Raw genomic sequence first — 15,650 nt, forward strand, 5'->3', positions numbered from 1 at the left:
GCGTATGGGGGTGAAAGTTTAGATGGCGTTGAGCGCCGCATCGGTGGACAGGGCTTCCGTCCGGTGGTGCGGCAACTCCCAGGGGCGGCCGGCTTCCGTGATGGCGCTGACCGTAATGACTGGCGGCGGCGAAGTGACGCTGCCGAAAATGGTGGCATAAGAGACGTCGGCCGCGTCGCGGCCGGTGCCCATGCGCACGAAGCCCATCGGGATCGCTGTGCCGGACGGGTCGAACAGGTACCAGCGGTGATCGAGAAAGACTTCGACGTAGGCGTGGAAGTCGGTCGGACCGAGCGCCGGGTCGGCGCCGTAGTCGATACCGGTGGTGAAGCGCGCCGGAATGCTCAGAGCGCGGCAGATGGCGATCATCAGGTGGGCGAAGTCGCGGCAGACGCCGACGCGGTCGGTCAGCGTATCGAGCGCCGAGGTGTTCGAGTTGCTGGTGTTGGAACGGAAGGCGACCTGTTTGCGCACCCAGTCCTGGATCGCTTCGACGCGGCGGTAGCCTTTCGGCAGGTGGCCGAATTCGTTCATCGCCAGCACGCCGAGGCGATCGGACTGGCAGTACCGGCTCGGGTAGATGTAGGTCAGCGCCGACAGCGGCAGCTTGGCGACCGGCGTTTCGCCGATGGTGTCGGGCGCACCGACGTGATGGTCGATATCGACCGTCGCCTGGTAATTGACATGCAGCGGCCCGGGGCCGGCGGTCAGGCGCAGATAGCGGGCAAGGGTCAGCGGGTTGGTCTGGATCGTGGTCAGCACCGGCTGGCTGATCTGCAATTGCTCGCTGATGACCAACTGGCTGGCAGTCTGGGCGGCGTGGATGTTGAAAACAAAATCGGTGCCCGGATAAAGGAGTTCGTAATGGAGGTCGATTGCGAACTGGATGCGAACCATGTATTTCCCAAGTTGCGACCGCCGCTCGTCCAGGCAAGTCCCGGCGCGATCAGGCGATCAATGTAACGGCGTTTGCGACGGGAAATGATTAGTTCGGCGTGCCGGGTGTTCGCTGGGCGAAGAAGCGGCAGAGGGAAAACATTTACGCGGGGCAGAACGACAGAATTGTTGCCGTGTGGCGCAACAACCTCTGCATCTTACGCGGGCAACCCGGCGTGGCAAGGGAAGTGCCGAAAATGGCCGGATATTCAATCCCTTGCCTGCATTCAGGCAAGGGATTTCCGGGCCCTCAGGCCGCCTGGTGGAGCGCTTCGCGCATCTGCCCGGCGCCGAGACGGTTGATGCCGCTGATCAGCGCCTTGATCGAGGCGGTGACGATATTGCCGTCGATGCCGACGCCGTAGCATTCGCCACTGTTCTTGCCGGCGATTTCCATGAAGGCGCAGGCGCGGGCGTTGCCGTCCTCGCCGACCGGCACCATCGAGCGCTCCTCATAGCTGCGCACCTGGATGGCGATGCCGGCGCTGTGCAGGGCGTGCACCGCCGCATTGATCGGGCCGTTGCCTTCGCCGGTCAGGAGATGCGGCTGGCCGTCGATTTCGATGTTCAGCCGGATGCCCTGGGCGCTGCCGTGCTCGTAAAGATGATGTTCGCGGTAGCGCACCGGCACCGTGGTGTCGATGTAGGTCCGGGCGAACAGGCCCCATATATCCTCGGCACTGACTTCGCCGCCATGGGTGTCGGTGTGCTGCTGGACGACGTTGGAGAACTCGACCTGCAAGCGTCGTGGCATGACCACGCCGTGCTCGGTTTCCATCAAGTAGGCGATGCCGCCCTTGCCGGACTGGCTGTTCACCCTGATCACTGAGTCGTAGCTGCGGCCGACGTCGGCCGGGTCGATCGGGAGATAGGGCACCGTCCATTGCTCATCCGCCTTTTGAGCGGCAAACCCCTTCTTGATGGCATCCTGGTGGGAGCCGGAGAAGGCCGTGAATACGAGATCCCCGACGTATGGATGGCGTGGGTGGATCGGGAGCTGGGTGCAGTGTTCGAAGGTGCGGGCGACGGCGTTGATATCCGAAAAGTCGAGTTGCGGATCGACGCCTTGGGTATGCATGTTGAGGGCGAGGGTGACGAGGTCGACGTTGCCGGTGCGCTCGCCGTTGCCGAAGAGACAGCCCTCGACGCGGTCGGCGCCGGCCATGAGGCCGAGTTCGGCGGCGGCGACGGCCGTGCCGCGGTCGTTGTGTGGGTGGAGGCTGATGATGACGCTGTCGCGACGGGCGAGGTGGCGGTGCATCCACTCGATCTGGTCGGCGTAGATGTTCGGGGTGGCGATCTCGACCGTGGTCGGGAGGTTGAGGATGACCTTGCGCTCGGGTGTCGCGCCCCAGGCGGCAGTTACCGCATCGCAGACTTCGAGGGCGAAGTCGAGTTCGGTGGCGGTGAACAGTTCTGGGCTGTATTCGAGGGTGATCCGGGTTTCCGGCATCGCGTCGGCGAGCTGGCGGATGAGCTTGACCGCGTCGACCGCCATGCTGACGACTTCCTCCTTGCTCATGCCGAAGACGTTGTCGCGGAAGGTCTTGCAGGTTGCGTTATAGACGTGAACGATGGCCTGCCGGGCTCCCTGGAGCGATTCGAAGGTGCGGCGGATGAGGTTTTCGCGGGCCTGGGTGAGGACTTCGATGGTGACGTCGTCGGGAATGTGGCCGCCATCGATCAGGCCGCGCACGAAGTCGAATTCAGTCTGCGAGGCGGAGGGGAAGGCGATCTCGATTTCCTTGAAGCCGACGGCGCAGAGGGTCTTGAACATGCGCATCTTCTTCTCGCCGTTCATCGGCTCGAACAACGCCTGGTTGCCGTCGCGGAGATCGGTGCTCATCCAGACCGGCGGCTGGGTTATGGTGCGGCTCGGCCACTGCCGGTCGACAAGCTGGACCGGCGGGAAGGCGTGGTACTTGGCGGCGGGGTTCTGCGTCATGGCGCTGCTCCTGAAGGCTGGATTCGATGGGAGCAGTTTACGGAAAACGAGGCGGCAGGTGCTTGCGTTTTGTGACCATAAATGGCCAAATTAAGCAATAAACTGCTTTGTTTGTCATTTTTGTAGAAATAATATGTCTCGCGGCATTTATCGCTGAGATGGACCTGCCGGCGGCAAGCTGTGTTCGCGGCAAATGTGCTGGCTGTCGTCATCGGACAAGGCTTCGCCAGTCAGGCCGCACTGGTGGGTCGGCTGACCGGGGCGAAAATGGCGGCAGCTGTGACAGACCCCGAAGGTCTTGCCGTGGCGCGCCTGCTGCCACGCGCCCAGCAACCGGGAAAGGGCTGTCGCTGCGCCTTGCTGTTGGTTGGCGCCGAGGGCCTGACAGGCTTCCGCCCAGGCATCGTCCATGGCCTGGCCGAGTCGTTCTCGTCCCGCTGCCGTCAGCGTCAACCTGACGATGCGTCGATCAGCCTCGTCGGCGCAGCGGGTGATCAAGCTGCGCTCCTCGAGGACCTTCAGGCTTTGCGAAACGGTGCCCTTGGTCAGGCCGAGGTATTCGGTCAGTCCCTGCTGCGTATTGCTATAGCGATTGGCGTCACGCAGATAGCTCAGGATGGTCAACTGGACCGGTAGCAACCCGGCGCCGACGGCGGCTTGGCGTTGTTCGTTGGCGACGGCGCGGGCGAGGGCAGCGAGAAGTTGGGGAAGCAGGGTGGCGTTCATGTCTTTATGGTAGCGATACGAAACCATCTTGACAAATTTAAGTTTCGATTCGAAACTTAAATCGTCGCCGCATGCGTGTGATTGGCGGCACCCGTTTCGACAACCCCACAGGAGATCATCATGCGAATTCTGAAAAGTCTGGCCCTGATAGCCTTCGCCGCCGCGACCGTGTTGCCCGCACAAGCGGGCGATGTCGCCTATCCAAACGGCTTTCGCCAGTGGCAGCACGTCAAATCGATGGTGCTGAAGCCCGGGCATCCGCTCTACGATGCCGTCGGCGGCATGCATCACATCTACGCCAACGCCAAGGCCGAGAAGGGCTACAAGGCCGGGCGTTTTGCCGATGGCTCGGTCATCGTTTTCGATCTCTTCGAGGCCGTCGACAAGGACAACGCGGTCGCCGAAGGTGGCCGCAAGGCCGTCGTCGTGATGGCCAAGAACAGCAAGCAATACAAGGCCAACGATGGTTGGGGCTATGAAGTCTTCGATGCCAAAATGAAGAAGGGTAGTCTCGATGCCAAGGGCCAGGCCGACTGCCATGCCTGCCATCGAGCACAGAAGGGTCAGGACTTCGTGTTCAGCGCCTGGCGTGAATGATACTGGCGGCGTTGCGCCGGTGTGTGGCATAAACTTGCGGGGCAGGTGGAAAGGCAGCAAGATGGCTGCCTTTCTTTATCTCTCGCCAGCGCCATGGAACTCGATCGTTACGACCGGCAAATTCTCGCCGTGCTGCAACAGGATGGCCGGATCAGCAACCAGGATCTGGCGGACCGCATCGGCCTCTCACCATCGCCCTGTCTGCGCCGGGTGCGGGCACTGGAAGAATCCGGCCTGATCGCCGGCTACCGGGCACTGCTCGACGCCAAGAAACTCGGCCTGTCGCTGATGGCGCTGATCGGTATCTCGATGGACCAGCACACGCCGGAACGCTTCGCCAATCTGGAAGCCAGCATTTCGGAAATTCCGGAAATCCTCGAATGCCTGCTGATCACCGGTCAGCAGTCGGACTACCAGCTCAAGGTCGTGGTCAGGGACATGGATGCCTATCAGGACCTGCTGCTCAACAAGATCACCCGGATCCAGGGCGTCACCGGCGTGCATACCAGTTTTGTCCTCAGGAAGGTAGTTGACCGCAGCAGCTTGCCTGTTTGAGGGGGGCTTTTCATGAACGCAGCCAAGGCTGGCTAGGCAGGGTCAGATTACTTCTATAGAGTGGGCTGAATCAAAAGCCGGCGGAAATTAATACTATGGTGGCGGCAACTGTCGTATCGATGAGACGTTACCTCTTCGTCCTCGTCGGGGTAGTGGCTTTGGCGCTGACCGGTATGCTTGGCATCACGCTCTATTCCGATTATCAGAGTGTACTAGCCCAGGAGCAGGGGCGGCTTGCAACACTCACCAAATTGATTGCCGACAATGCGGCCGGTGTTCTGGAACGCAATCGTGGTCGCTTGACTCGACTGGGAAAGCGACCGGCCATTCGGGCCATGGATATGGGCAGTTGTGACCCGATATTGGTCGATTTTGTTGAATTGTTCCCGGAGTTCGCCAATCTGACGACGATTGATCTCAACGGTCTCGCACCCTGTTCCGGGGTGCCTCAACCCGGGGGGAAGCCGGTCTCCGTGGCGAAAACAGAGTGGTTCAAGCGGGCATTGGTCGAGAAGAGATTCCTCGTCGGCAACCCGTTTATCGGCCCCATTACCGGTCGGCTAGTGTCGGTACTTATCGAGCCGGTATGGGATGATCGACACGAGTTGCTTGGTTTTCTCGGCCTGCCCCTTGATCTCGAGCGCTTTAGTCTGAACATTCCGAGTGAGTCGCTGCCGGAGGGAACGCGCTTTGGCCTTCTGTCTGCCGACGGAACATTGATCTGGCGCAATACCGACCCGGAGAAACTGATCGGCAAACGAATTGCCGATTTGCCGGGGCCGCAGCGGGCGCTACAGGTCAGGGATGGTCAATACGAGTCGCTTGGGACGGATGGGGTAAAGCGCTATACGGCCGTTGCTTCAGTTTCCCCCGCTAACTGGGTGGCGTTCATGAGTGTGCCGACAGCGACGATCACCGGCAAGGTCATGCAATCGGCGCTACGGAACGGGCTGCTTGGCGCGGTTGCCATGGTTGCCTTGGGTTTTCTTCTGGCCTACCTGTTCCGGCGGATCAATCAGGTCGAAGAGGATTTGCTGCAGGCCCGGGATGCGGCCGAGGCGGCATCCCGGGCCAAGAGCATTTTCCTGTCCAATATGAGCCACGAGTTGCGCACGCCGATGAACGGCATCATTGGCATGACTGAACTCGCGTTGAGGCATGCGAGCGATCCGAAACTCATTGATCAGCTAGGCAAGGTAAGCAAGGCCTCGCATCACCTGCTGCATCTGATCAACGACATTCTCGATATTTCGAAAATCGAGGCCGGGCGCCTGACGCTGGAGCGGGTTAGTTTCAGGCTGGGCGAAGTACTGGAAAATCTGGTTAGTCTGATCGAACATCGGGTTCGGGAAAAAGGGTTGACCCTGCATGTCAATCCGGCACCAGCGCTTGCGCAGCTATCGCTTCTTGGCGATTCGTTTCGGCTGGGGCAGGTATTGCTGAATTTGACCGGCAACGCGGTCAAATTTACGGAAAACGGATCGGTTAGGGTGCGAGTTTTTCTGGCAGAAGATGGTCCGGTGGATGTGCTGCTTCGGTTCGAGGTCCAGGATACCGGTATCGGGATTAGTGAGGAAAACCAGCAGCGCCTGTTTAGTGCCTTCGAGCAGGCTGACGGCTCGATGACCCGCCAGTATGGCGGTACTGGCCTGGGTCTGGCCATCAGCAAAAGCTTGACGCAAATGATGGGGGGAGAAATCGGTATCGACAGTGTCCTGGGCGAAGGAAGTACCTTTTGGTTTACCGCCCGTCTGAGCAAAGTCAATGAGGCTGCTACCGCACCCCCGACTTTCGACAACGATACTGCCGAAATGCGGATCAGGGCGCGTTATGCCGGTTCTCGTATCCTTCTTGCCGAAGACGAGCCGATCAATCAGGAGGTGTCGCGGGGGCTGCTGGAGGATGTTGGTCTTCGGGTCGATCTGGCCGAGGATGGTCAGCAGGCTGTTGCGCTGGCTCGACACAATCCCTATGCCCTGATCCTGATGGATATGCAGATGCCGGTCATGAATGGGATTGAGGCAACACGGCTGATTCGTCTGTTGCCAACTCATTCCCATACCCCCATCCTTGCGCTGACTGCTAACGCATTTGGCGAGGACAGGCAGGTTTGCTTCGATGCCGGCATGAGTGACCACATCGCCAAGCCGGTCGATCCGGAAAAGTTGTTCAAGACCTTGCTGACTTGGCTGGAAAAGCCGGGGTTCTGACTGATCGTCTGCATTGCAGGTGCCGCAGGTTCGCTCAGTGGGGTTGCATCGACGCAAGCCCCACCCTTTTCCCGCCAATTGCGACTCACCGCGTATAATCTGCCCCGGAAAGTCGGCCAGGCAATCGCTGGATACGCAAGTATCGGGAGGAAAGTCCGGGCTCCATTGGGCAGGATGCCAGTTAACGACTGGGTGCTATAAGTCGCAAGACCCAAGGCAACGGAAAGTGCAACAGAAAATAAACCGCCGATGGCCCCGCAAGGGGATCAGGTAAGGGCGAAACGGCGAGGTAAGAGCTCACCGCGCTGGCGGTAACGTTCAGCGGCATGGCAAACCCCATCCGGAGCAAGACCAAATAGGGAAGCGTTAGGCGTGGCCCGCGCTGCTTCCGGGTAGGTTGCTTGAGCCTGTCGGTGACGGCAGGCCTAGAGGAATGATTGCCGAACCCCGCAAGGGGGGAACAGAACCCGGCTTATCGGCCGGCTTTCCACTCTGTTTAAGGGGCCGTCCCCCGCCTATTTGCTCGGGGCAACTGCGGGCGCCATACCCTGCCATTCTTCGGCGATCAGCCATTTGCCTTCCTGGCGAACCAGGCGCAGGATTTTCGGCTGAGCGGTTTCGCGGTAGCTGCCTGCTGCGTAGTCCTGCAGGAAGGCCAGCCTCAATTGCCGTTCGTCGATGCGTTCAACATTGATTTCCCGTACCTCGATCTTGATGGACGGGCGGCTGGCCAGGTTCTTGCGGCGGGCCGCGGCCCAGTCGGCGCGCTTCTGGCCGTCGGCCGGCGTGAAGTTGGGGCTGTAGAAACTGAGGTAGGCGTCGCCGTCGCGGCTCGACCAGGCGTGTCGCCAGGACTCAAGCAGCTTGCGCGCCTGATCCTCGTCGCTGTTGACCATGGGGGCGGGTTCGCTAGTGGCCGGCGCGGCGGCTTCGGCCACCGGCGCTTGCGGGGCCACTGGTGGCGCAACGGGGACTGGCGCGGCGTTGATGATTTGCGTCCGGGTTGGTTCGTTCTCCGGCTGGCCGCCGATGGCCAGCCACATCGCACCGGCGCCGGCCAAGGCAGAAACCAGCGCCGTGGCGAGGAGGGTGGCTGCTGGCGTGGTTCGCGGGGCGGCGCTCGGGGAAACGCTTGTCGCTTGGGCCGCAGGCGGCTCCGCAGCTGGGCTTTCCCCCATCGCCGTTTGCAATTGTTCCAGGCGCCGAGCCAATGCTCGGTCGTAGTCCCGTCGACCAAGGTTCTTTCTTTCCCTGGCCGGTTCCGGCGCCCTGTGGCCCGGCGCGCTGGGGCGAAGCGACTCATCGCGGACTCGATGACGCTGGTAATGTCGGGGGCAGTCGGATTGTTCACGGATTTTCCTCTGGCATGGCAGCTGGGTAGCCGCGCAGTCTAGCGTGCAGAAAACCTCGGGGCATGACCAGGATCAATGTCGGTGCGTCTTCTCCCCTACAATGCCGCATGAACTCGACTACCTACCCAACAATTCATTGGTCTGAGAATGGCGCGCCGCACGCCGCACGCTGGCGTTCCGAGGCGGCCGTCCCGCCACATCGCAGCGTCGTCGTTGCCGATGATCGGCTGGGAGCCGACGCCGCCTACCGCCATGCCAAGGAAGGTATCGCCATGCTCTGGCGTGGTGACTGGCAGAATGCGCGCAATCTGCTGCAAGCGCTGAGCCGGCGGGCCGATCGCCAGCCGCGGGCGGGCAGCGAGGTGAAGCCGGCGACACCGGCCTTGGCTTTCGAGCAGCATCGCCGCAATCAGGGGCGGCGTGCCGCCCTGCTCGGCCTGCTGCTGGTGCCGTTGAAGGCCGACTACAGCGTGCCGCTACGGCGCGCCCAAGATGTCCGACAGGCCTGTCTGGAAGCCTATGGTCAGGCGGAAGAGGATTCGGTGGTCTCGCTGCGCGAATTGCTGGCCGTGGTCAGCGCCTATGAGTGGCGCAAGAAGGGCATTCCGGTGCCGGCCGTCGAGGGCCGCATCTATCCGCATTACGGGGTGTTCTCGCCGGTGCGCGGCGAATATGTCGATCTGGTGGCCAAGGCGCCGTTGCCAGCGGCTTGCGATCTTGCTTTCGACATCGGTACCGGGTCCGGCATCCTGGCCGCGGTGCTTGCCCGCCGCGGCATCAAGCGGGTGGTGGCGACCGACCAGGACAGCCGGGCCCTGGCCTGCGCTGGCGAAAACATCCAGCGGCTCGGTCTGGCGAGCACAGTCGACATCGTCAAGACTGATCTATTTCCCGATGGCCGGGCGCCCCTGGTCGTCTGCAATCCGCCCTGGGTGCCGGCACAGCCCAGTTCTCCGATTGAATACGCCATCTACGACCCGGATTCGCGCATGCTGCGTGGCTTCCTGGCTGGGCTGGCGGCGCATCTGGCTCCGGGTGGCGAGGGCTGGCTGATCATCTCCGACCTCGCCGAACATCTCGGCCTGCGCTCGCGTGACGAACTGCTGGGCTGGATCGCAGTGGCGGGGCTGACCGTGCTCGGCCGCATCGATACCCGGCCGCAACACCCCAAGGCCAGCGACCGCAGCGATCCGCTGCACGCGGCGCGGGCGGCCGAGGTGACCTCGCTGTGGCGACTGGGGGCGGTCGGCGAATAAATTTAGCAGGCGGCGGAATAATGCCGGTCAGATTTCCGTATATCCAGGTGAAGCACCCCAAAACCAACGGAGATAATCATGAAAAAAGCCAACCTGGTACTCGCTCTACTTCTGTCCGCCACCCTGGCCGCATGTTCCGGCGCCGGTTCCCGTCCCGCTGCCCCTGCCATGGTCTCGAACGGCATGCTTACCGGCAGCAACGGCATGACCCTCTACGTCTTCGACAAGGATGCCACCGGCAGCGGCAAGAGCGCCTGCAACGGCCCCTGCGCCACCAACTGGCCGCCGCTGTTCGCGATGGATGGCGACATGGCGAGCGGCGACTACAGCGTGATCAGCCGCGACGACGGTAAGAAGCAGTGGGCCCTGAAGGGCAAGCCGCTGTACTACTGGGTCAAGGACCAGAAGCCGGGCGATACGACCGGTGACGGGTTCAATAATGTTTGGCACGTCGCGAAGCCTTAAGGCCTGACGTGGACAGCGCCGCGATCCTGACCGAGTTGCCCCGCTTGCGCCGTTATGCGCGGGCGATGGTCGGCGATCGCGCGGCGGCCGACGACCTGGTGCAGGACACGCTCGAACGCGCCTGGTCGCGCTTCGCCCAGTGGCGGCCGGGCAGCGATCTGCGCGCCTGGCTGTTCGGCATCATGCATAACCTGCGCGTCGATCAATTGCGCCGTCCCGGCCTGAAGACACTGCCCATGGATGATGAAGAATTCGAGGTGCCGACCCGCGCCACGCAAACCGACCGACTGGAAGTCAGCGATCTGGAGTCGGCCCTGGCCCGCTTGCCGGAAGAGCAGCGTGCCGTGCTGCTGCTCGTTGCGCTCGAGGAAATGAGCTATGACGAAGTCGCTTCCACGCTGGGCATTCCGGTCGGAACCGTGATGTCCCGTCTGTCGCGCGGCCGGGAGCGCTTGCGGCTGATCCTCGAAGCCCGCCAGCCACCGAGCAACCTGCGAGTCGTGCGATGAACACCCATTCCATCACCGAAGCAGACCTCCACGCCTACGTCGACGGCCGCCTGCCGGAAAGCCGGTGGGGCGAAATCGAAGCCTATCTGGCGGTGCATCCCGATGAAGCCGAGCGCCTGCAGGCTTATCGCGAACAGAAAGCTGCCTTGCGCACCCTGTTCGATCCGGTGCTCGACGAGCCCTTGCCGGCCGCCATGCGCGAACTGGCCGAGCTGCCGCCGGCCGGCGCCGGTGCGCCGCATCGCCCCTTACTTACGCGCTGGTCGCTGCAGCGCATCGCCGCCAGCTTGGTCATCGCCATGCTCGGCGGCGCCGCCGGCTGGCTCGGCCACGGCCAATATCAGGCCAGCGAGCGGCTGGCCCAGGTCGTCCCCTTGTCACGCCAGGCGGCGGTGGCCCATGTCGTCTATAGCCCCGATCTGCGTCGCCCGGTCGAGGTCACGGCCGAACAGGAGGATCAGCTGGTCAAGTGGCTGAGCAAGCGGCTCGGTACGCCGGTCAGCCCGCCGAAGCTGGGGGCGATCGGCTACGAACTGGTCGGTGGCCGTCTATTGCCTGGTAACAGCGGCCCGGTCGCCCAGTTCATGTACCAGGAAGGCAGCGGCCAGCGCCTGACCCTCTACGTGAGCACCGAAAATACGGTTCGCCGCGATACTGGGTTCCGCTTTGCCCGCGAAGGCGAGATCAATGTCTTCTACTGGGTGGACGGCAAGTTCGGCTATGCCCTGTCCGGAAGCATCGCCAAGGGCGAACTGGCCAAGGTGGCGACGGCGGCCTACGACCAGCTCGAACGCAAGTAAGCCCCCAACCCCGATCGGAGTACCTCCATGCAAAAGAAAAATTTGCCGCACTATGCGTTTGCCAGCCTTGTCCTCATTGCCCTTCCTTTGCCCCCGGCGCTGGCTGCGGAAGTCGACGCCGTCCAGGTCGTCGGCGCCATCGAAGGGGTCTTCGGCGTCAATCCCGGCGAGCGGCGCAATCACACCAAGGGCACCTGCGCCGTCGGCGAGTTCGTCGGAACCAAGGAGGCGGCGGTCTACTCGCGTTCCAAACTGTTCGCCGGCAAACCGGTGCCGGTCGTCGCCCGCTTCTCGCTGGCCGGCGGCAACCCCAAGGCGCCGGATACCGCCAAAAGCGTGCGCGGCATGGCATTGCAGTTCAAATTGCCCGGTGGCCAGCTGCACCAGATGGCGATGCTCAATACCCCGATGTTCGGCGCCGCTCGCCCGAAAACCTTTCTCGACCTGATGCTGGCCTTGAAGCCCGACCCGGCAACCGGCAAGCCCGACCCGGAGAAGATGAAGGCCTTCAAGGAAAGCCATCCGGATAGCCTGGCGCAGAGCCAGCACCTAGCCAGCAACAATCCGCCGGCGAGCTATGCCAACAGTGCTTATTGGGGCATCCATACCTTCAAGTTCATCGACCGCAAGGGCAAGGTGACCCCGGTCCGCTGGCAGTTCGTGCCGCAGGATGGTGAGAAGCGGTTGAGCGACGAGGAGTTGAAGAGCGCCGGCGCCAATTTCCTGGAGGCGGCGCTGATCGAGCGTACGACGCAGGGGGCGGTGCGCTGGGACATGATGGTTAGCATCGGGCAGCTGGGTGATCCAGAAGACGATCCGACCCTGCCGTGGCCGGCCGAACGTAAGCAGTTCAAGGCCGGCACGCTATCAATCAGCCGTGCGTTGGCGCAGAAAGGTGCGGCTTGCGAAGCGATCAACTATGACCCCCTGGTGATGGCTGACGGCATTGCGCCAAGCAACGATCCGGTACTGAAATTCCGTTCGTCGGCCTATGCCGTGTCATTCGGCAAGCGGGCCGCGGGGCAATAGCGCTGCCTCAATCGAACAGGTCGGGCTGCGGCCGGGCCAGGTTTTCGCGCTTGACCGTGAAGCGCACATTGACGCCTTTCTTGCCGACGGCTTCAACCACCATCCGGCCGGCCACCGCTTCGGCCAGCACCCGCACCGTGCGCGTGTTGGCTCGCGTCCGGCCGAGGTAAGTGGCGATGGCTCCGGGAGCCGGTATCCATTTGGGCATATGCGGCATGATAGTAATTTGCGCGCGCGCTGTCATCGGCGGGGCGGGGGCGGACTGGCTGAGCTATTCGGCGTCGCGCTCTGCCCAGTCCAATCGGGCCTCCGGATTGGCGAAGTAGCAATCGAGCGCTTCCTGCAGGTTGGCGACGGCTTCGTCCCTGGTCAGCCCGTCAGATGAAATGTCCAGCTCGATACAGCGCGCGATGAAAACGTCGCCCTCTTCCTCGACCGTGTAGTTGAGTGTGGTTGCCATGCTTCAATTCCGTAGAAGTTTCTTGCAGGCCGAATCCTCGAACGGCCCCTTGATGATTACCCAGCCGTTACCCGGCGAGGTTTGGGCGCAGATGTCGTAGTCGGCGTCTCGACTGTGCCATTTGTACCAGGGGGCCGGGCCGGCCCATAGGTTGGCGGAGCACAGTGCCAGCGCCGTGATGAACGCAACTTTCTTCATGGTCTCACCTGATGGTCGGCAAATTTTTGCCTTGATCGCCAGCCTGCTCGGGCTTAATTACTGGAGTGTGCGCCAGCCGCCTTGGGAAAAGGGGGGCTGGCGGGGGCACAGTCCGCCGAAGGATTCGGGGGGGCGCTGGAGGCGCCCCAAGCCGGTGTCGTCGACTATTGCTTGGTTTTTACGCCGGGTTTGCGACCCGGGGCTGCCGATGGCATGTAGCCGGCGGCGCGGCAGAAGAAGCCTTCGATAGGCTGACCATTCTTGAACGTGGTCATGCTGCACATCGAGATTTGTTTCTGCGATGCCAGGTCGGATAGCGTGACGCGAACATCCGGCAGGGCGATGCCGGTCTTGGCCGCGATCTCCGAATCCATTAGCTGCCCGTGTTTTTTCAGATGCAAGAGGATGGAGTCGGTGTGCATGTCTGGTGCCTCGCTAGTAACTGAAAAATGGTTTGCTGCATTGCTTCATGGAAAGTGGTTGCATGAAGCGGTTAAAGCAGTCAGCCCCGGCTCGTGTCCGGGGCTAAATGCAATTTGTGGTGGGCCTGCACGGACTTGAACCGTGGACCAAAGGATTATGAGTCCTCTGCTCTAACCAACTGAGCTACAGGCCCGAAAGCTTTAGCTGCCGCTGGTGTCGATGAAACTGCGCAACTTGTCGGAACGGCTCGGGTGACGCAGCTTGCGCAGGGCTTTGGCTTCGATCTGGCGGATGCGTTCGCGGGTGACGTCGAATTGCTTGCCGACTTCTTCCAGGGTGTGGTCGGTGTTCATTTCGATGCCGAAACGCATGCGCAGGACCTTGGCTTCCCGGGTCGTCAGGGTGTCAAGGATTTCCTTGGTGACGCCGCGCAGGCTTGAATACATCGCCGCATCGGCCGGGGCCAGGGTGCCTTGATCTTCGATGAAGTCGCCGAGGTGGGAGTCGTCGTCGTCGCCGATCGGAGTTTCCATGGAGATCGGCTCCTTGGAAATCTTCATGATCTTGCGGATCTTATCCTCGGGCATGTCCATCTTCTTGGCCAGCGTCGCGGGATCCGGTTCGGCGCCGGTTTCCTGCAGGATCTGGCGGCTGATCCGGTTCATCTTGTTGATCGTCTCGATCATGTGCACCGGGATGCGGATGGTCCGCGCCTGGTCGGCGATGGAGCGGGTGATGGCCTGGCGGATCCACCACGTGGCGTAGGTCGAGAACTTGTAGCCGCGGCGGTATTCGAATTTGTCCACGGCCTTCATCAGGCCGATGTTGCCTTCCTGGATCAGGTCGAGGAACTGCAGGCCGCGGTTGGTGTATTTCTTGGCGATCGAGATGACCAGGCGCAGGTTGGCTTCGGTCATTTCGCGCTTGGCGCGACGGGCCTTGGCTTCGCCGGTGGACATCTGCTTGTTGATGTCCTTGAGTTCCTTCAGCGAAATGCCGATGCGGTCCTGGAGGGCGAGCAGCTTCTTCTGCTGTTCCTTGATGTCCGGCGCGGTGCGGGTCAGGATGGCGACGTAGGTCTTGGGGGCAGAAGCGATTTCGCCGTCGACCCAGTCGATATTGACTTCATTGCCCGGGAAGGACTGGATGAAGTGCGGGCGCGGCATCTTGACGCGATCGACACAGAGTTGCTGAATCTTGCGTTCCGAGCCACGGACCTGCTCGACCATGCCGCGCACGCTGTCGCACAGGCGTTCGATCGAGCGCGAGGTGAAGCGGATGTTCATCAGCTCCTCGGAGATCTCCTGTTGCAGCTTGAGGTAGGTCTTGTCCTGCGAGCCCTTGCTCGACAACGCCTTCTGCATCTTGGCATGGAGGGCGCGGATGATCTTGAAGCGCTCCAGGGCGTCGACCTTGAGTTGCAGCAGGGAGGCGGAAACGGCGCCAGCGCCGCCATCCTCTTCCTCGGCCTCGTCGTCTTCCTCTTCTTCTTCCTCTTCCGGTACTTCGGGAGCCGGTTCGGCAACGACGGCATTGGGGTCGATCAGACCATCGACCAGTTCGTCGATGCGCATTTCGTCGGCTTCGACCTTGGCGGCAGATTCGAGAATGTCGGCAATCGTCGTCGGGCAGGCGGAGATGGCCTGCACCATGTGCTTGAGGCCTTCTTCGATGCGCTTGGCGATTTCGATTTCGCCTTCGCGGGTGAGCAGTTCGACCGAACCCATTTCGCGCATGTACATGCGGACCGGGTCGGTGGTGCGGCCGAATTCCGAATCGACCGAGGAAAGTGCTTGTTCGGCTTGGGCTTCGACTTCTTCGTCATCCGCCGGGGTGGCGGCCGTGTCCGACATCAACAGGTCTTCGGCAGCCGGGGCTTCGTCGAAAACCTGGATGCTCATTTCGCTGAACGTCGAAATGATGGCTTCGATACTTTCCGCGTCGACCACGTCATCCGGCAGGTGGTCGTTGATTTCGGCGTAGGTCAGGTAACCGCGTTCCTTGCCGAGCTTGATCAGGCTCTTGAGGCGCGTCTTGCGCGCCTCGGCGTCGAGCGGTTCCGGGGTTTCTGCCATTGCCCCCTCGAGCAGCGCCTTTTCGGCAGCCTTCTCCTTGGCTTTGCTGATGCGAGCCTTCGGGGCTTCCTTAGCGGTGTCTTTTGCCTTAGCCATGAACACGTTCCATGTAAT

17 protein-coding genes, 1 tRNA gene and 1 other RNA gene are annotated in these 15,650 nt (G+C 61.9%); 9 read left to right on the plus strand and 10 right to left on the minus strand.

Annotation, left to right across the window (positions count from 1 at the left end):
* Positions 1-18: 18 nt before the first annotated feature.
* The 3 genes from NQE15_RS03230 to NQE15_RS03240 all read right to left on the minus strand — a co-directional run bounded on the left by NQE15_RS03230 (position 19) and on the right by NQE15_RS03240 (position 3,607).
* Positions 19-897 (minus strand): transglutaminase-like domain-containing protein, encoded by an 879-nt coding sequence (locus tag NQE15_RS03230; RefSeq protein ID WP_265946470.1) that lies wholly within the window; start codon positions 895-897, stop codon positions 19-21.
* Between the two features lie 289 nt (positions 898-1,186).
* Complete coding sequence (leuA, locus tag NQE15_RS03235) at positions 1,187-2,881, minus strand: 2-isopropylmalate synthase (protein ID WP_265946472.1); 1,695 nt, start codon at positions 2,879-2,881, stop codon at positions 1,187-1,189.
* A 147-nt stretch (positions 2,882-3,028) separates the two neighbouring features.
* Positions 3,029-3,607, minus strand: a complete 579-nt coding sequence (locus NQE15_RS03240) for a MarR family winged helix-turn-helix transcriptional regulator (RefSeq protein WP_265946474.1) — start codon at positions 3,605-3,607, stop codon at positions 3,029-3,031.
* 120 nt (positions 3,608-3,727) lie between these two features.
* On the opposite strand from NQE15_RS03240, the gene NQE15_RS03245 reads away from it, so the two are divergent.
* The 4 genes from NQE15_RS03245 to rnpB all read left to right on the plus strand — a co-directional run bounded on the left by NQE15_RS03245 (position 3,728) and on the right by rnpB (position 7,460).
* Positions 3,728-4,204: a cytochrome P460 family protein gene (locus NQE15_RS03245; RefSeq protein WP_265946476.1), complete on the plus strand. Its 477-nt coding sequence runs from the start codon at positions 3,728-3,730 to the stop codon at positions 4,202-4,204.
* A gap of 93 nt (positions 4,205-4,297) precedes the next feature.
* A complete protein-coding gene (locus tag NQE15_RS03250; protein ID WP_265946478.1) occupies positions 4,298-4,759 on the plus strand; it encodes an Lrp/AsnC family transcriptional regulator in 462 nt (153 codons plus the stop codon).
* Between the two features lie 119 nt (positions 4,760-4,878).
* Entirely contained in the window at positions 4,879-6,969 is a 2,091-nt protein-coding gene (locus NQE15_RS03255) for a hybrid sensor histidine kinase/response regulator (RefSeq protein WP_265946480.1), read from the plus strand.
* A gap of 108 nt (positions 6,970-7,077) precedes the next feature.
* An RNA gene (gene rnpB / locus NQE15_RS03260) (RNase P RNA component class A) lies at positions 7,078-7,460 on the plus strand.
* Between the two features lie 24 nt (positions 7,461-7,484).
* Here rnpB and NQE15_RS03265 read toward each other — a convergent pair.
* Positions 7,485-8,147 (minus strand): hypothetical protein, encoded by a 663-nt coding sequence (locus NQE15_RS03265; RefSeq protein WP_265946482.1) that lies wholly within the window; start codon positions 8,145-8,147, stop codon positions 7,485-7,487.
* Positions 8,148-8,428: 281 nt separating this feature from the next.
* Between NQE15_RS03265 and NQE15_RS03270 the strand changes: the two genes are divergently transcribed.
* From NQE15_RS03270 to NQE15_RS03290, 5 genes are all read left to right on the plus strand, one after another.
* Entirely contained in the window at positions 8,429-9,577 is a 1,149-nt protein-coding gene (locus NQE15_RS03270; RefSeq protein ID WP_265946484.1) for a class I SAM-dependent methyltransferase, read from the plus strand.
* A gap of 78 nt (positions 9,578-9,655) precedes the next feature.
* A complete protein-coding gene (locus NQE15_RS03275; protein ID WP_265946486.1) occupies positions 9,656-10,042 on the plus strand; it encodes a hypothetical protein in 387 nt (128 codons plus the stop codon).
* 8 nt (positions 10,043-10,050) lie between these two features.
* Positions 10,051-10,551: an RNA polymerase sigma factor gene (locus NQE15_RS03280; RefSeq protein ID WP_265946488.1), complete on the plus strand. Its 501-nt coding sequence runs from the start codon at positions 10,051-10,053 to the stop codon at positions 10,549-10,551.
* Complete coding sequence (locus NQE15_RS03285; RefSeq protein ID WP_265946490.1) at positions 10,548-11,351, plus strand: anti-sigma factor family protein; 804 nt, start codon at positions 10,548-10,550, stop codon at positions 11,349-11,351. The genes NQE15_RS03280 and NQE15_RS03285 overlap by 4 nt, the downstream gene beginning before the upstream one ends.
* A 27-nt stretch (positions 11,352-11,378) precedes the next feature.
* Positions 11,379-12,380 (plus strand): catalase family peroxidase, encoded by a 1,002-nt coding sequence (locus tag NQE15_RS03290; RefSeq protein ID WP_265946492.1) that lies wholly within the window; start codon positions 11,379-11,381, stop codon positions 12,378-12,380.
* A 7-nt stretch (positions 12,381-12,387) separates the two neighbouring features.
* On the opposite strand, the gene NQE15_RS03295 is transcribed toward NQE15_RS03290, so the two are convergent.
* From NQE15_RS03295 to rpoD, 6 genes are all read right to left on the minus strand, one after another.
* On the minus strand, positions 12,388-12,597 hold the full coding sequence (locus NQE15_RS03295) for a hypothetical protein (protein WP_265946494.1): 210 nt from the start codon (positions 12,595-12,597) through the stop codon (positions 12,388-12,390).
* Positions 12,598-12,651: 54 nt separating this feature from the next.
* On the minus strand, positions 12,652-12,840 hold the full coding sequence (locus NQE15_RS03300; RefSeq protein WP_265946497.1) for a type II toxin-antitoxin system HicB family antitoxin: 189 nt from the start codon (positions 12,838-12,840) through the stop codon (positions 12,652-12,654).
* Between the two features lie 3 nt (positions 12,841-12,843).
* Positions 12,844-13,038 carry a hypothetical protein gene (locus NQE15_RS03305; RefSeq protein ID WP_265946499.1) on the minus strand — a complete coding sequence of 65 codons (195 nt, stop codon included), beginning with the start codon at positions 13,036-13,038 and terminating at the stop codon, positions 12,844-12,846.
* A gap of 164 nt (positions 13,039-13,202) precedes the next feature.
* On the minus strand, positions 13,203-13,460 hold the full coding sequence (locus NQE15_RS03310; RefSeq protein ID WP_265946501.1) for a transcriptional regulator: 258 nt from the start codon (positions 13,458-13,460) through the stop codon (positions 13,203-13,205).
* A gap of 117 nt (positions 13,461-13,577) precedes the next feature.
* Positions 13,578-13,654: transfer RNA gene (locus tag NQE15_RS03315), tRNA-Ile, on the minus strand.
* Positions 13,655-13,661: 7 nt separating this feature from the next.
* Positions 13,662-15,632, minus strand: coding sequence for an RNA polymerase sigma factor RpoD (gene rpoD, locus NQE15_RS03320; RefSeq protein WP_416336498.1), 1,971 nt, complete (start codon positions 15,630-15,632; stop codon positions 13,662-13,664).
* Positions 15,633-15,650: the final 18 nt, after the last annotated feature.

The organism is Dechloromonas sp. A34, assembly GCF_026261605.1.
In the GTDB taxonomy this organism is placed as follows: Bacteria; Pseudomonadota; Gammaproteobacteria; order Burkholderiales; family Rhodocyclaceae; genus Azonexus.

Coding starts and splice junctions, on each gene's coding strand:
- NQE15_RS03230 (WP_265946470.1), bottom strand. CDS start 897: ATGGTTCGCATCCAGTTCGCAATCGACCTCCATTACGAACTCCTTTAT.
- leuA (WP_265946472.1), bottom strand. CDS start 2,881: ATGACGCAGAACCCCGCCGCCAAGTACCACGCCTTCCCGCCGGTCCAG.
- NQE15_RS03240 (WP_265946474.1), bottom strand. CDS start 3,607: ATGAACGCCACCCTGCTTCCCCAACTTCTCGCTGCCCTCGCCCGCGCC.
- NQE15_RS03245 (WP_265946476.1), top strand. CDS start 3,728: ATGCGAATTCTGAAAAGTCTGGCCCTGATAGCCTTCGCCGCCGCGACC.
- NQE15_RS03250 (WP_265946478.1), top strand. CDS start 4,298: ATGGAACTCGATCGTTACGACCGGCAAATTCTCGCCGTGCTGCAACAG.
- NQE15_RS03255 (WP_265946480.1), top strand. CDS start 4,879: ATGAGACGTTACCTCTTCGTCCTCGTCGGGGTAGTGGCTTTGGCGCTG.
- NQE15_RS03265 (WP_265946482.1), bottom strand. CDS start 8,147: ATGGGGGAAAGCCCAGCTGCGGAGCCGCCTGCGGCCCAAGCGACAAGC.
- NQE15_RS03270 (WP_265946484.1), top strand. CDS start 8,429: ATGAACTCGACTACCTACCCAACAATTCATTGGTCTGAGAATGGCGCG.
- NQE15_RS03275 (WP_265946486.1), top strand. CDS start 9,656: ATGAAAAAAGCCAACCTGGTACTCGCTCTACTTCTGTCCGCCACCCTG.
- NQE15_RS03285 (WP_265946490.1), top strand. CDS start 10,548: ATGAACACCCATTCCATCACCGAAGCAGACCTCCACGCCTACGTCGAC.
- NQE15_RS03290 (WP_265946492.1), top strand. CDS start 11,379: ATGCAAAAGAAAAATTTGCCGCACTATGCGTTTGCCAGCCTTGTCCTC.
- NQE15_RS03295 (WP_265946494.1), bottom strand. CDS start 12,597: ATGCCGCATATGCCCAAATGGATACCGGCTCCCGGAGCCATCGCCACT.
- NQE15_RS03300 (WP_265946497.1), bottom strand. CDS start 12,840: ATGGCAACCACACTCAACTACACGGTCGAGGAAGAGGGCGACGTTTTC.
- NQE15_RS03305 (WP_265946499.1), bottom strand. CDS start 13,038: ATGAAGAAAGTTGCGTTCATCACGGCGCTGGCACTGTGCTCCGCCAAC.
- NQE15_RS03310 (WP_265946501.1), bottom strand. CDS start 13,460: ATGCACACCGACTCCATCCTCTTGCATCTGAAAAAACACGGGCAGCTA.
- rpoD (WP_416336498.1), bottom strand. CDS start 15,632: ATGGCTAAGGCAAAAGACACCGCTAAGGAAGCCCCGAAGGCTCGCATC.